Here is a 15104-nt window from a genome sequence, read left to right as displayed (position 1 = left end):
TTCTCTATCCTCACTGAGCCGCGACGGCGGGCGTGTTGAGCAACACGATCGCAGCGGTCACCAGCATGTTGACGAGGGTCAGCGGCAGGCAGAACTTCCAGCTGAAATCCATCACTTGGTCATACCGTGGGCGCGGAATGGAAGCGCGCAGCAGGATGAAGATCATGATGAAGAACGCGGTTTTCAGCGCAAACCAGATGAACGGGATCTGCGGCAGAATGCCGAACGGACCGTGCCAGCCACCGAAGAACAAGGTCACCAGCAGCGCCGATATCAACACGATGCCGATGTACTCCCCGACGAAGAACATGCCCCATTTCATGCCGGCGTATTCAATGTGGTAACCGTCGGCCAGTTCCTGCTCCGCTTCCGGCTGGTCGAACGGGTGACGGTGAGTCACGGCGACGCCGGCAATGAAGAAGGTCAGGAAACCGAAGATCTGCGGAATGATGAACCACAGGTTCTGCGCCTGATATTCGACGATGTCGCGCATGTTGAACGAGCCAACCTGGATCACGATGCCCATCAACGACAGGCCCATGAACACTTCGTACGACACGGTTTGCGCGGAGGCCCGCAAGCTGCCCAGCAGGGCGAACTTGTTGTTACTCGACCAGCCGGCGAACAACACGGCATACACCGACAGACCGGCCATGGCGAAGAAGAACAGGATGCCGATGTTGATGTCCGCCACACCCCAGGTCGGGGTGATCGGGATGATCGCGAAGGCAATCAGCAGGGCGCTCATGGCCACGACCGGTGCCAGGGTGAAGATCATCTTGTCGGCAAACGGCGGGGTCCAGTCTTCCTTGAAGAACATCTTGATCATGTCGGCTGCAATCTGGAACGCGCCGAACGGGCCGACGCGGTTCGGACCGTAACGGTCCTGCCAGAGGGCGAGCAGACGACGCTCGACCCAGCTCAGCAGCGCGCCGCACACCACAACGGCGAGCAGAATCACGATGGCCTTGAGGACCGCGATGATCACGTCAATTACTTCAGGCGTGAACCAAGTCATTGAGCTGCCTCCTGCAGACCGTCAACGGATTTGCCGAAAATCGCCGGTGGAATGCCGGCGATACCGGCTGGCAACGCGACCAGACCGGCACCCAGCTCTTCGTTGATGCGCAGCGGCAGACGCAGGGTCTGGCCGGCTACGCTCAAGCTCAGCATGGCGCCGTCATTGACACCCAAACGGTCGGCTTCGGATTTGGCCAGCGACACATAAGCGGCCGGGATGCGTTCCTGAACCGGCGCGGCTTTGGAAGAGTTCTCTTCACTGCCGAACAGGTGGAAGAACGGCACAACCTGCCAGGTGCCCGGCGCCGGGTTGAACGCGCGAGGAACACTGGCAAACCAGTTCAGCGAATCACCGGTGCTTTCGATCAGGCGAGTGCCCGGGTCGCCAGCGCGGATGTGACCACCGACTTCGTCCTGGAACTTGTTCCAGGCTTGCGGCGAGTTCCAGCCCGGAGACCAGGCGAATGGCACTTGCTGACGCGGTTCGACCGAGCCCGAGTAACCTTCCATGGAGAACGAGAACGCGGTGTCGTTGTCTTGGGAAGTCCGCGGTTCGTGCACGCTGATGTCGGCGCGCATGGCGGTCCGGCCGCTGTAACGCAGCGGTTCACGAGCCAGCTTCAGTCCCTTGATGCGGAACGCGGCGGACGGTGCGGCACTGACAATGCCGGCCAATTGCGCAGTGCTTGCGGCACAAGCAGCGGTGACGTGGTCCAGTTGGGTCCAGTCGATCGGCTGGTTCAACAGGGTGGAGCGCAGGGCATGCAGCCAGCGCCAGCCTTCGTGAACCATGATGCTCGCATCCAGATAAGTCGGGTCGAAGACCTGGAAGAAGCGCTGGGCGCGACCTTCCTGGCTGACCAGCGTACCGTCGCCTTCAGCGAAGCTGGCGGCTGGCAGAACCAGGTGCGCGCGATCGCTGGTGGCGGTTTTCTGATGGTCGGCCACGATCAGCACTTTCGCGGCGGTCAGGGCGGCATCGACCTTGGCTTTGTCGGTACGGGTGTACAGATCGTTTTCCAGTACGACGATGGCGTCGGCACGGCCGTCGATGACGGCTTGCAGCGCGGCGTCGACCGATTCGCCACCGAGCATGGCCAGGCCGAGGCTGTTGGCCTCTGGCACGATCAGGCTGATGGAACCGTTCTTCTCGCGCTGCTTCAAGGCTTTGGCGATGTTCGCGGCGGCTTCGATCAATGCCTTGGAACCCAACGAGGTGCCGGCAATGATCAATGGACGCTTGGCCGCGAGCAGGGCGTCGGCAATGCGCTTGGCCAGCTCGAGGGCTTCAGCATCCAGGCCTTCAACCGCTGGAGCGCTGGCGTCGAGGGCGTGAGCCACGGCGAAACCGATGCGGGCCAGGTCGTCTGGCGCGGCGTGAACGCATTCTTCAGCGATGTCGTCGAGCTTGGTTTCAGCCAGGCTGGCGATGAACAGCGGGTTCAGAGCGTTCTGACCGATGTTCTTCACCGCAGCGTCGAGCCAAGGCTGAACGCGCATGGCGTCGGCCATGTCTTCGGCCTTGCCTTTGACCGATTGGCGCAGGGACAGGGCCATGCGCGCAGCGGTCTGGGTCAAGTCTTCACCGAGGACGAAGATTGCATCGTGGTCTTCGATGTCGCGCATGTTCGGGATCGGCAGCGGGCTGTCTTTGAGCACCTGCAAGACCAGACGAATGCGTTCCAGCTCAGCCGCTTCGATACCGGAGTAGAAGTGCTCGGCGCCGACCAGTTCGCGCAACGCGTAGTTGCTTTCGAGGCTGGCACGCGGCGAACCGATACCGACGATGTTACGACCGCGCAGCAGGTCGGCGGCTTTATCCAGCGCTTCGTCGAGGCCCAGCTTGGCGCCGTTGGCCAGCAATGGCTGACGCGGGCGGTCTTCGCGGTTGACGTAGCCATAGCCGAAACGGCCACGGTCGCACAGGAAGTACTGGTTTACCGAACCGTTGAAACGGTTTTCGATACGACGCAGTTCACCGTAGCGCTCGCCCGGGGAGATGTTGCAACCGCTGGAGCAGCCATGGCAGATGCTCGGCGAGAACTGCATGTCCCACTTACGGTTGTAGCGCTCGGAGTGAGTCTTGTCGGTGAACACACCGGTCGGGCAGACCTCGGTGAGGTTGCCGGAGAACTCGCTTTCCAGGGTGCCGTCTTCAACGCGACCGAAGTACACGTTGTCGTGGGCGCCGAATACACCGAGGTCGGTGCCGCCGGCGTAGTCCTTATAGAAACGCACGCAGCGGTAGCAAGCGATGCAGCGGTTCATTTCGTGGGAAATGAACGGGCCCAGTTGCTGATTCTGGTGAGTGCGCTTGGTGAAGCGGTAACGGCGCTCGTTGTGGCCGGTCATTACCGTCATGTCTTGCAGGTGGCAGTGACCGCCTTCTTCACAGACCGGGCAGTCGTGAGGGTGGTTGGTCATCAGCCATTCAACGACGCTGGCGCGAAACACTTTCGCTTCTTCGTCGTCGATGGAGATCCAGCTGCCGTCGGTGGCAGGGGTCATGCAGGACATGACGATCCGACCACGCTTGTCGTTTTCGTCGGTGTACTGCTTGACCGCGCACTGGCGGCAAGCGCCAACGCTGCCTAGGGCTGGGTGCCAGCAGAAATAAGGGATATCGAGGCCTAGCGACAGACATGCCTGTAACAGGTTGTCTGCCCCATCGACTTCGAGCTCTTTGCCGTCTACGTGGATAGTGGCCATGGTTCAAAGTTCTTCGTTGGCCCGGTGTCAGCGGGCGTGGCTAATGGAATCTTGTTATTCGCGTGAATCAACACAGCCGCTTGCGGCGTCATCACACGAAAAGGCGAAGGGCACGGACCCTTCGCCTTTTTTAAGCGTTTACGCGCCGACTACGATCGGCCTTGCCAGAGGCGGGACGACGGCGCTGGTAGGCGCGATGCCGGCTTCGAACTCATGGCGGAAGTATTTGATTGCGCTGCCCAACGGCTCCACGGCGCCCGGTGCGTGAGCACAGAAGGTCTTGCCCGGGCCGAGGAAGCCGACCAGACCCAGCAGGGTCTCGATATCGCCGGCTTGCCCTTCACCGTTCTCGATAGCGCGCAGAAGCTTGACGCTCCACGGCAAACCGTCACGGCACGGGGTGCAGAAACCGCAGGATTCGCGGGAGAAGAACTCTTCCATGTTGCGCAGCAGGGACACCATGTTGACGCTGTCGTCCACCGCCATGGCCAGGCCGGTACCCATCCGGGTGCCCACCTTGGCGATGCCGCCGGCGTACATTTGTGCGTCCAGGTGTTCCGGCAACAGGAAACCGGTACCGGCGCCGCCAGGCTGCCAGGCCTTGAGCGTGAAGCCGTCGCGCATGCCCCCGGCGTAGTCTTCGAACAACTCGCGACCGGTAACGCCGAACGGCAACTCCCACAGGCCCGGGTTCTTGACCTTGCCGGAGAAGCCCATGAGCTTGGTGCCCATATCCTCACTGCCGACCCGGGCCAACGATTTGTACCAGTCCACGCCGTCGGCGATGATCGCCGGCACGTTGCACAGGGTTTCAACGTTGTTCACGCAGGTCGGCTTGCCCCACACGCCAACGGCGGCAGGGAAGGGCGGCTTGGAACGCGGGTTGGCGCGTCGGCCTTCGAGGGAGTTGATCAGTGCGGTTTCTTCGCCGCAGATGTAACGCCCGGCGCCGGTGTGGACGAACAGCTCGAAATCGAAGCCGCTGCCCAGGATGTTTTTACCCAGCAGGCCCGCTGCCTTGGCTTCTTCCACGGCACGGTTCAGGTGCTTGGCGGCGGTGGTGTACTCGCCACGCAGGAAGATGTAGCCACGGTAGGTTTTCAGCGCGCGAGCACTGATCAGCATGCCTTCAATCAGCAGATGGGGCAGTTGCTCCATCAGCATGCGGTCTTTCCAGGTGTTCGGTTCCATCTCGTCCGCGTTGCACAGCAGGTAGCGGATGTTGATGGATTCGTCTTTGGGCATCAGGCCCCACTTAACGCCAGTGGGGAAACCTGCACCGCCGCGACCCTTCAAGCCTGCGTCTTTCACGGTCTGGACGATGTCGTCCGTGGCCATGTCGGCAAAGGCTTTGCGCGCAGCGGCGTAACCGTTCTTGGCCTGGTACTCGTCGAGCCACACGGCTTCGCCGTCGTCACGCAGACGCCAGGTCAGCGGGTGAGTCTCGGCCGAACGCTTGATGCGGTTGGCTGGACCGAAGGAAGTCAGGGTCATACGTAGCCCTCGAGCAATTTGGCAACACCGGCAGGCTGCACATCACCGAAAGTGTCGTCGTCGATCATCAACGCCGGCGCCTTGTCGCAGTTGCCGAGGCAGCAGACCGGCAGCAAGGTGAAACGACCGTCGGCGGTGGTCTGGCCCAGGCCGATGCCCAGATTGCTCTGGATTTCGCTGACTACGGATTCATGCCCGCCGATGTAGCAGACCATGCTGTCGCAGACGCGAATGATGTGACGGCCCACTGGCTGACGGAAGATCTGGCTATAAAACGTCGCCACGCCTTCAACGTCACTGGCGGGAATGCCGAGCATTTCGCCGATGGCGTACAGGGCGCCATCAGGCACCCAGCCACGTTCCTTCTGGACGATTTTCAGGGCTTCGATCGACGCCGCGCGCGGGTCTTCGTAGTGATGCAGCTCGTGCTCGATGGCCGAGCGCTCGGTTTCGCTCAGGGCGAAACGGTCTGTCTGGATAAGCGTGCTATTCATGCTTAGCGGTCCACGTCGGCCATAACGAAATCGATACTACCCAGGTACGCGATCAAGTCCGCGACCATGCTGCCTTTGATCACCGAAGGGATCTGCTGCAGGTGCGGGAAACTTGGGGTGCGAATCCGGGTGCGGTAGCTCATGGTGCCGCCATCGCTCGTCAGGTAATAACTGTTGATGCCCTTGGTCGCTTCGATCATCTGGAAGGATTCGTTGGCCGGCATGACCGGGCCCCACGAAACTTGCAGGAAGTGCGTGATCAGGGTCTCGATGTGCTGCAGGGTGCGCTCTTTGGGTGGCGGCGTGGTCAGCGGGTGATCCGCCTTGTACGGGCCTTCCGGCATGTTGCGCATGCACTGCTCGATGATCTTCAGGCTCTGGCGCATTTCTTCGACACGCACGATGCAACGGTCGTAGGCATCGCCATTGGCCGCCAGCGGCACTTCGAATTCGAAGTTCTCGTAACCGGAGTACGGTCGAGCTTTACGCAGGTCGAAATCGCAACCGGTCGAACGCAGGCCGGAACCGGTGACGCCCCATTCCAGGGCCTCTTTGGTGTTGTAGGCGGCGACACCGATGGTCCGGCCACGCAGGATGCTGTTGTCCAGTGCGGCTTTCTGGTATTCGTCCAGACGCTTTGGCATCCACTCGATGAAGTCTTTCACCAGTTTTTCCCAGCCGCGCGGCAGGTCGTGAGCGACGCCACCGATGCGGTACCAGGCCGGGTGCAGACGGAAGCCGGTAATGGCTTCGATCACCGTGTACGCCTTCTGACGGTCGGTGAACGTGAAGAACACCGGGGTCATGGCACCGACGTCCTGGATGTAAGTCCCCAGGAACAGCAGATGGCTGGTGATCCGGAAGAACTCGGCCATCATGATGCGGATGACGTCGACCTTCTCAGGCACCTTGATGCCGGCCAGCTTCTCGACCGAGAGCACGTACGGCAGGTTGTTCATCACGCCGCCGAGGTAGTCGATACGGTCGGTGTACGGAATGAAGCTGTGCCAGGACTGACGCTCGGCCATCTTCTCGGCACCACGGTGGTGATAACCGACGTCCGGAACGCAGTCGACGATCTCCTCACCGTCCAGCTGCAGAATGATGCGGAACGCACCGTGCGCGGAAGGGTGGTTAGGGCCGAGGTTGAGGAACATGTAGTCCTCGTTCGCACCGGAACGCTTCATGCCCCAGTCTTCAGGCTTGAAGCGCGCGGCTTCTTCCTCAAGCTGTTGCTTGGCCAGCGTCAGGCTGAACGGGTCGAATTCGGTGGCACGGGCCGGGAAGTCCTTGCGCAGCGGGTGACCTTCCCAGGTCGGCGGCATCATGATGCGGGTCAGGTGAGGGTGACCTTTGAAGTCGATGCCGTACATGTCCCAGACTTCACGCTCGTACCAGTTAGCGTTCGGCCAGATGCCGGTAACGGTCGGTACGCTGAGGTCGCTCTCGGACAAGGCGACCTTGATCATTACGTCACTATTACGTTCGATCGACATCAAGTGATAGAACACAGTGAAGTCGGCGCCGCTAGGCAGCCCTTGACGCTTGGTGCGCAGACGCTCGTCCACGCCGTGCAGGTCATAGAGCATGACGTACGGCTTGGGCAGGTTACGCAGGAAAGTCAGGACTTCGACGAGTTTGGCACGGGCAACCCAAAGCACCGGCATGCCGGTGCGGGTAGGCTGGGCGGTGAACGCCTCGGGGCCAAAACGGTTGTTCAGTTCGACGACCACATCCTGGTCGTCTGCCTTATAAGGCGGGATGTACAGAGCACTGCCTGTAGTCATGGTTATTTATCGCTTTCGGTCAACGTAAAGAATGAAGCCAGTGTCTGGTTCTTAAAAAGAAGCAAATCTGGATCAGACTTCGTCGGGGCTGCGCAGGTTGGTGACTGCGATTCGCTGTTCGCGGCGCGCATCCTTTTGCGAAGGCATCTCGGCGCGGTACACGCCTTGATCGCCGACGACCCAGGAAAGCGGACGACGCTCCTGTCCAATCGACTCTTGCAAGAGCATCAAGCCTTGCAAAAAAGCTTCAGGGCGGGGCGGGCAGCCAGGCACGTAGACGTCCACGGGCAGGAACTTGTCCACCCCTTGAACGACAGAGTAGATGTCGTACATGCCACCGGAGTTGGCGCACGAACCCATGGAGATAACCCATTTCGGTTCGAGCATTTGCTCGTAGAGACGCTGAATGATCGGCGCCATCTTGATGAAGCAGGTACCGGCGATAACCATGAAATCCGCCTGACGCGGCGATGCCCGGATAACCTCGGCGCCAAAGCGCGCGATGTCGTGGGGCGCCGTGAAGGCGGTGGTCATTTCCACGTAGCAGCACGAAAGACCGAAGTTGTACGGCCACAGGGAGTTCTTACGCCCCCAGTTGACCGTGCCGTTAAGCACGTCTTCGAGCTTGCCCATGAAAATGTTTTTGTGGACTTGATCTTCTAACGGATCGGAAACGGTTTCCCGTTCGCCAATCGGATACTGCTCGTTAGGAGCATCGGGGTCGATCCTGGTGAGATTGTATTGCATTGCCAAAGCCTCATTGTTTCAGCTTCGCTTGCCGCTTACGACGAGCTTCCGGAGCCCAGTCAAGGGCGCCCACTCGGAATAGGTAGACAAGGCCTGCCAACAGAATTGCTATGAAAACGAGAGCTTCGACGAATCCGGTCCAGCCGCTTTCGCGGACGGACACAGACCAGGCAAAGAGAAAAAGGGCTTCGATATCGAAGATCACGAAGAGCATCGCGACCAGATAGAATTTTGCAGAGAACCGTAGACGGGCGCCACCTGTAGGCAGCATGCCGGATTCGAACGGTTCGTTTTTGCTGCGGCCCCAGGCTTTTGACCCGAGGAGGCTGGAAACGCCAAGCATGAAGGCACAAAGGCCGACAACGCCCAGAAGGAAAATGGCAAAGCCCCAGTTGTGGGCCATGAGTCCTGTCGCTTCGGGCATGCTGGTAATCCTTAACAGAGAGCAAAGGTCTCTGAGCTTGAAAAAGAAACAACGCAGTGACGATATGTCGCAGCAATCAATCCCGCTGATTTTATGGCACAACACCGTGCAAGTAAAATTCCTATAGCGAAATTATTTATAGGAATAAGGACATCGCGCACCTCCAAAACCCTGTAGCCCATGCGGTTAGGGCATTAGCCGGCATTTCATTAATTATGTTTTGTAGGGAATGTAACGAACATAGTTAAGGCTAAATGATAATCAGTATTGTTTGCGGTGGCTTTTAAACTGTTAAACGGGATGAGGTTCGCAAAGTTGTCTTATATGTGCATGACTGCAAGTAGCGAGCGGGGTCGTTTTACCGTGTTTTCCTGATCAGGAAACGGCTTTGGATCAATGATTTTGAGCACCGAACCTGGCAAGGACGCGATCCCTGTAGCCGCCGAAGGTTGCGCTTGCCCGGTGAGCGTCAAGACGGTATCTACAGGGTGCGTGGCGCAAGAAACTCCAGTCAAAAAAACGCCCCGAACCAGTCGGGGCGTCAGATGTGCGACGTTGCGGTTAGCTTTCTATTCGGTCCGCAACGGCCGTTTGCTCAGGCGAATCAGATCAGTGGAACTGTTCTTCTTCAGTCGAACCGGTCAGCGCGGTCACCGAAGACGAGCCACCTTGAATCACGGTGGTCATGTCGTCGAAGTAGCCGGTGCCCACTTCCTGCTGGTGAGCCACGAAGGTGTAACCCTTGGAGGCGTCAGCGAACTCTTGCTCTTGCAGCTTCACGTAGGCTGTCATGTCGTTACGGGCGTAGTCGTGCGCCAGGTTGAACATGCTGTGCCACATGTTGTGAATGCCGGCCAGGGTGATGAACTGGTGCTTGTAGCCCATGGCGGACAGTTCGCGCTGGAACTTGGCGATGGTCGCGTCGTCCAGGTTTTTCTTCCAGTTGAAGGACGGCGAGCAGTTGTACGACAGCAGTTGGTCCGGGTATTCCTTTTTGATCGCTTCAGCGAAGCGACGAGCCTCGTCCAGGTCCGGCTTGGCGGTTTCGCACCAGATCAGGTCGGCGTACGGAGCGTAGGCCAGGCCGCGAGCGATGGCCTGATCCAGACCGGCGCGTACTTTGTAGAAGCCTTCCTTGGTGCGCTCGCCAGTCACGAATGGCTGATCATATGGGTCGCAATCAGAGGTCAGCAGGTCCGCCGCGTTAGCGTCGGTGCGGGCCAGAATGATGGTCGGTGTGCCGGCAACGTCAGCTGCCAGGCGAGCTGCGGTCAGCTTTTGTACGGCTTCCTGGGTTGGAACCAGTACCTTGCCGCCCATGTGGCCGCACTTTTTAACCGACGCCAGCTGATCTTCGAAGTGAACGCCTGCGGCGCCGGCTTCGATCATGCTTTTCATCAGTTCGTAAGCGTTCAAAACACCACCGAAACCGGCTTCAGCGTCAGCCACGATTGGAGCGAAGTAATCGATGTAACCCTGGTCGCCCGGGTTTTTACCGGCTTTCCACTGGATCTGGTCGGCGCGACGGAACGAGTTGTTGATGCGTTTGACCACGGTTGGAACGGAGTCCACTGGGTACAGCGACTGATCGGGGTACATGGATTCAGCAGAGTTGTTATCTGCTGCTACTTGCCAACCCGACAGGTAGATAGCCTGGATACCGGCTTTAACCTGTTGTACTGCCTGGCCGCCGGTCAGGGCGCCCATGCAGTTGACGAAGTCTTTCTCTGGACGGAAGGAAGGATGTGCGCCCTGTGTCACCAGTTTCCACAGCTTGTCAGCACCCATTTTTGCAAAGGTGTGCTCGGGTTGCACCGAGCCACGCAGGCGGACCACGTCAGCAGCGGAGTAATCGCGAGTTACGCCTTTCCAGCGTGGGTTTTCAGCCCAATCTTTTTCGAGGGCTGCAATTTGCTGTTCGCGTGTCAGTGCCATGGGAAAAAACCTCGTCGCGTCTTGTATGGAAAGTGGTTCTGCGGTGGAAATTCAAGCGCTCGCAAACCAGAAGCTTAGGTGGTCAAGTCGGATTCGGCGGGGATGGCGACGGGATGAACGATGGGCTCGAGGGGAAGTGAGCAGGTAAGGGCGAACTGGCGAGCGCATTCGGGCGTCGTGGGCCTTGGTGCGAACTTCAGTGTGGAGCCGGGTTACCTAATTACGCTTCCGTCCCTCGGGACAACTTCGTTCCAGTCGGCAACCTCGTCAAACACACCTTGTGGGCGGTACAGACACGAAGCGGCTCGCGGGGTAATTGCGAGCATCGCCTCGAAGGCCCTTGCCAGGGCCCCTGATTAGCGGGAGCGAGGCCATCATGCCTTTGCTTTTTTGTATCGTCAAACGTTTTGTAGTGCTTTTGTTGCGGCACTACATCTTTGGTCTAATACGACTAATCAGTCAGTTTTTGGTGGTTTAGTCCAAAGTATCGACTTTCACCCGCAGGGTCATGTCATCTCGGCCCTGAGTCGAGTAGCTGCGGGTTTGGCCCTGTTTGTCGGCCTGAGTCTGGCGGTTCACGCCGGCCAGAGTGATCCATTCACCCAGTCGTCCTGTGACAGTTGTGTCGGTACTTTGCACATTCACTACATCGGGACGTTCCTGGCTCATGCGGTCACGATTGGTGCTGATCGCCAGGTGAACAATATCGCCGGTGATGCTGGCGGTGACGTAGAAGCCCTGGGTGACGTTGCGGTACTCGGTCTGGCTTCGCAGGTCGCCGTAGGAATCGGTCTGAGTGCTAGTGAGCGGAACGCTCTGGCCGACCTGGATCAGTGCCGGCGTCCCTTCGCTGGCCTGGATCTGCTGAATCCCGCCGTCACGGCTGTCGGTGCTGCGGTTGATGATGCGGGTATGGCTCGGTTTGGAACCATTTACCGAGTAACCCTGATCGCCCTGGACGTTGTTTTCGTTGGTGTCGACAGTGATCAGCAGGCGCTTGGCGACGACGTCGAGTTGGGAGATCAGGGCCTTAAGTTCGTCGATCTTGCGCTGATCGGCCTTGACGATTAGTTGGTTTCCGTAGGCGCTGACCTGGCCGTCCTGACCGATGAAATTCTGCGCCATCGGCAGCATGTCGTCGCTGGTGCGGTAGTTTAGCGGCACGATCTCGGTGGCGGCCATGATCGAAAAGCTGCAGGCCAGCAGCAGTGTGGTGAGCAGGGTGCGTAGGGACATATCCGTTATCTCCGACATCTTGAAGTGTTGATATTGCCAGTTTGTCGGCCCGACGTGGAGCAAGTTGAATTGTAGGCAGCAAAACGCCCCGGCATCCGACGATGGCGAGGCGTTTTGTGGTGTTCTTCAGGGCCTGCTCGCGAAGGGTGCGGCTCGGTATTAAGCCGAATGACGCACCATGTCCACATGCGGAATGCCTGCTTCCAGGAATTCCTCGCTGACCAGGCTGAAGCCCAGGCGCTCATAGAACGCCGTGGCCTGTACCTGTGCGCTCAGCATCTGCTGCTTCAGCCCGCGCTTCTCGGCTTCACCGATCACTGCTTGCATCAGCGCATCGCCGACTTTCAATCCGCGCCAGTCTTTCAGTACCGATACCCGGCCGATTTGGCCATCGGGCAGTAGGCGGGCGGTGCCAACCGGAAAGTCGCCTTCGAAGGCCAGAAAATGCACCGCCGTCGCGTCATCAGCATCCCACTCCAGTTCGGGTGGAACGGATTGCTCGGCGATGAATACTGTCTCACGAATGCGCCGGATCTCGGCGTTGTCCTTTTGCCAGTCTGCGACACGTACGTGAATTTTATTCATCAGCAAACCCCAGGCTTCCTTGCTTGATCAGTTCACACAGCAGGCCGCGACCGTCTTCGTCACTCAGCCAGTCGCCGAGATTGTCGACGTGCAGCGCGTCCGCGGCGCAAATCATCTTCAGCAGCTCGCGCAATTTGCCTGGCAGGTAACGGCTCTGGCCGCTGGCGAACAGCAGCAGGTCGTCATCGACTTCGGACCAGGCCAGGCGCGCGCTCGGGTTGCGGATCAGCACTGCACCTTGCTCAAGGCTGGCGAGCAGGTCGTCTTCTTCGATCTCTTCCGGACCCGCCACCAGTTCCGGGTAGCGCGGCTCGGTCATGAATTGGCCGAACCAGGTCAGCAGCAGGCGCTCGTCGCTCATGTGCTCGGCGAGCAGGCCTTTCAAGCGATCAAGGGCGTCGTGCTGGATCTGATGTGGGTCGGCCGCAGGCAGGGCGTCGGCGTCGGTGTAACGCTCTTCGTCCGGCAGGAACTGGCTGAGGAAATCGGTGAAGTGGGTCAGCACTTCAGCGGCGCTCGGCGCGCGGAAACCGACCGAGTAGGTCAGGCAATCATCAACGGCAACGCCGCAATGGGCCAGGCGCGGCGGCAGGTAGAGCATGTCGCCCGGTTCCAGAACCCATTCGTCGGTGGCTTCAAAGTCGGCAAGGATGCGCAGGTCGGCGTGTTGCAGCAGCTTGCTCTCGGAGTCGCACATCTGGCCGATTTTCCAGTTGCGCTTGCCGTGACCTTGCAGCAGGAACACGTCGTAGTTGTCGAAGTGAGGGCCGACGCTGCCACCCGGGGCGGCGAAGCTGATCATCACGTCGTCGATGCGCCAGCTCGGCAGGAAGCGGAAGTTTTCCAGCAGTTCAGCGACTTCCGGTACGAATTGGTCGACCGCTTGAACCAGCAGGGTCCAGTCGCGTTCCGGCAATTTGCTGAATTCGTCTTCGGCGAACGGGCCGCGGCGCAATTCCCAAGGGCGCTCGCCGTGCTCGATGACCAGGCGCGATTCGACTTCTTCTTCCAGCGCCAGGCCGGCCAGTTCGTCGGCGTCGATCGGGCTTTCGAATTCAGGAATCGCCTGGCGGATCAGCAGGGGTTTTTTCTGCCAGTAGTCGCGCAGGAACTCGCGCGCCGTGATGCCGCCCAGAAGTTGAAGAGGAATATCAGGATTCATGTGTAACCTATTGAAAAAAAGCACTTTTAAGACGGGAATAAAAACGCCCGGCGCTGCCGGGCGTCTCAAAAGGGTAAAGCGGTAGATCAGATGCGCTTGGCTTGCTCTACAGCGTTACCGATGTAGTTCGCCGGGGTGAGCAATTTCAGCTCGGCCTTCGCGGCGGCTGGCATGTCCAGGCCGTCGATGAAAGTTTGCAATGCTTCAGGGCTGATGCCCTTGCCACGGGTCAGCTCTTTCAGTTTTTCGTACGGGTTTTCGATGTTGTAGCGACGCATCACGGTCTGGATTGGCTCGGCCAATACTTCCCAGCATGCGTCCAGGTCGGCAGCAATCTTCTGAGCGTTGAGCTCGAGTTTGCTGATGCCTTTGAGGCTGGCTTCGTACGCGATCACGCTGTGGGCGAAGCCGACACCGAGGTTGCGCAGTACGGTGGAGTCGGTCAGGTCACGCTGCCAGCGAGAGATTGGCAGCTTGCTCGCCAGGTGCTGGAACAGTGCGTTGGCAATGCCCAGGTTGCCTTCGGAGTTTTCGAAGTCGATCGGGTTGACCTTGTGCGGCATGGTCGAGGAGCCGATTTCGCCAGCGATGGTGCGCTGCTTGAAATAACCCAGGGAGATGTAGCCCCAGATGTCGCGGTCGAAGTCGATCAGGATGGTGTTAAAGCGCGCGATCGCGTCGAACAGTTCGGCAATGTAGTCGTGCGGTTCGATCTGCGTGGTGTATGGGTTGAAGCCCAGGCCCAGTTCGTCTTCGATGAAGGCGCGGGCGTTCTCTTCCCAGTCGATCTCAGGGTAGGCCGACAGGTGGGCGTTGTAGTTGCCGACAGCGCCATTGATCTTGCCCAGCAGCGGTACGGCAGCGACCTGAGCGATTTGACGCTCCAGACGGTAAACCACGTTCGCCAGTTCCTTGCCCAAGGTGGTCGGCGAGGCCGGTTGACCGTGGGTGCGCGACAGCATTGGCACGTCAGCGAAACGGATGGCGAGTTCGCGGATGGCGTCGCAGGTCTGGCGCATCAGCGGCAGCATCACGTCATCGCGGCCTTCGCGCAGCATCAGGGCGTGGGACAGGTTGTTGATGTCCTCGCTGGTGCAGGCAAAGTGGATGAATTCGCTGACAGCGGCCAATTCCGGCAGCTTGGCCGCTTGCTCTTTGAGCAGGTACTCAATGGCTTTGACGTCGTGGTTAGTGGTGCGCTCGATCTCTTTGACGCGCTCGGCGTGCTCCAGAGCGAAGTTTTCCGCGAGGGTGTTCAGAACAGCGTTGGCTTCGGCGGAGAACGCCGGCACTTCGCTGATGCCAGGGTGAGCGGCCAGGCGCTGGAGCCAGCGCACTTCAACCAGAACGCGAGCACGGATCAAGCCGTATTCGCTGAAAATTGGGCGCAGGGCCTGGGTTCTGCCGGCGTAGCGGCCGTCAACAGGGGAAACCGCAGTGAGCGAAGAAAGCTGCATGGGGTGTTCTCGGACAGTCGGGCAACGAAATGGGGCGCGTATCATACATGAAAA

Annotated in this window: 12 protein-coding genes; all 12 read right to left on the bottom strand. The window is 59.4% G+C overall.

Annotated features, from left to right (window positions below; translation table 11 throughout):
• Window positions 1-10 precede the first annotated feature (10 nt).
• Window positions 11-1018: an NADH-quinone oxidoreductase subunit NuoH gene (gene nuoH, locus ACXPVS_RS09290; protein WP_028623953.1), complete on the bottom strand. Its 1008-nt coding sequence runs from the start codon at window positions 1016-1018 to the stop codon at window positions 11-13.
• Window positions 1015-3729, bottom strand: coding sequence for an NADH-quinone oxidoreductase subunit NuoG (nuoG, locus tag ACXPVS_RS09285; protein ID WP_458509656.1), 2715 nt, complete (start codon window positions 3727-3729; stop codon window positions 1015-1017). Before nuoG ends, nuoH begins: the two co-directional genes overlap by 4 nt.
• 138 nt (window positions 3730-3867) lie before the next feature.
• Complete coding sequence (gene nuoF / locus ACXPVS_RS09280) at window positions 3868-5223, bottom strand: NADH-quinone oxidoreductase subunit NuoF (protein WP_458509655.1); 1356 nt, start codon at window positions 5221-5223, stop codon at window positions 3868-3870.
• A complete protein-coding gene (nuoE, locus tag ACXPVS_RS09275) occupies window positions 5220-5717 on the bottom strand; it encodes an NADH-quinone oxidoreductase subunit NuoE (RefSeq protein ID WP_162438560.1) in 498 nt (165 codons plus the stop codon). Before nuoE ends, nuoF begins: the two co-directional genes overlap by 4 nt.
• A gap of 2 nt (window positions 5718-5719) precedes the next feature.
• Window positions 5720-7504 carry an NADH-quinone oxidoreductase subunit C/D gene (gene nuoC / locus ACXPVS_RS09270; RefSeq protein ID WP_348123403.1) on the bottom strand — a complete coding sequence of 595 codons (1785 nt, stop codon included), beginning with the start codon at window positions 7502-7504 and terminating at the stop codon, window positions 5720-5722.
• A gap of 72 nt (window positions 7505-7576) precedes the next feature.
• Window positions 7577-8251, bottom strand: a complete 675-nt coding sequence (locus ACXPVS_RS09265; protein WP_458509654.1) for a NuoB/complex I 20 kDa subunit family protein — start codon at window positions 8249-8251, stop codon at window positions 7577-7579.
• 10 nt (window positions 8252-8261) lie between these two features.
• Window positions 8262-8675 carry an NADH-quinone oxidoreductase subunit A gene (locus ACXPVS_RS09260; protein ID WP_133100244.1) on the bottom strand — a complete coding sequence of 138 codons (414 nt, stop codon included), beginning with the start codon at window positions 8673-8675 and terminating at the stop codon, window positions 8262-8264.
• A gap of 609 nt (window positions 8676-9284) precedes the next feature.
• The gene (gene aceA / locus ACXPVS_RS09255) at window positions 9285-10610 is read right to left on the bottom strand and encodes an isocitrate lyase (protein ID WP_235571037.1); all 1326 of its coding nucleotides are present in this window, start codon (window positions 10608-10610) and stop codon (window positions 9285-9287) included.
• A 474-nt stretch (window positions 10611-11084) separates the two neighbouring features.
• Complete coding sequence (locus tag ACXPVS_RS09250) at window positions 11085-11846, bottom strand: secretin N-terminal domain-containing protein (protein WP_458509653.1); 762 nt, start codon at window positions 11844-11846, stop codon at window positions 11085-11087.
• A gap of 159 nt (window positions 11847-12005) precedes the next feature.
• Window positions 12006-12431: a GNAT family N-acetyltransferase gene (locus ACXPVS_RS09245; protein ID WP_458509652.1), complete on the bottom strand. Its 426-nt coding sequence runs from the start codon at window positions 12429-12431 to the stop codon at window positions 12006-12008.
• Window positions 12424-13593, bottom strand: a complete 1170-nt coding sequence (locus ACXPVS_RS09240) for a ribosomal protein uL16 3-hydroxylase (protein WP_458509651.1) — start codon at window positions 13591-13593, stop codon at window positions 12424-12426. Before ACXPVS_RS09240 ends, ACXPVS_RS09245 begins: the two co-directional genes overlap by 8 nt.
• Window positions 13594-13679: 86 nt before the next feature.
• A complete protein-coding gene (purB, locus tag ACXPVS_RS09235) occupies window positions 13680-15050 on the bottom strand; it encodes an adenylosuccinate lyase (protein WP_458509650.1) in 1371 nt (456 codons plus the stop codon).
• Between the last annotated feature and the right edge of the window lie 54 nt (window positions 15051-15104).

The organism is Pseudomonas sp. Ma2-10 (assembly GCF_054330215.1).
This window is presented reverse-complemented; position numbering and strand designations above follow the sequence as displayed.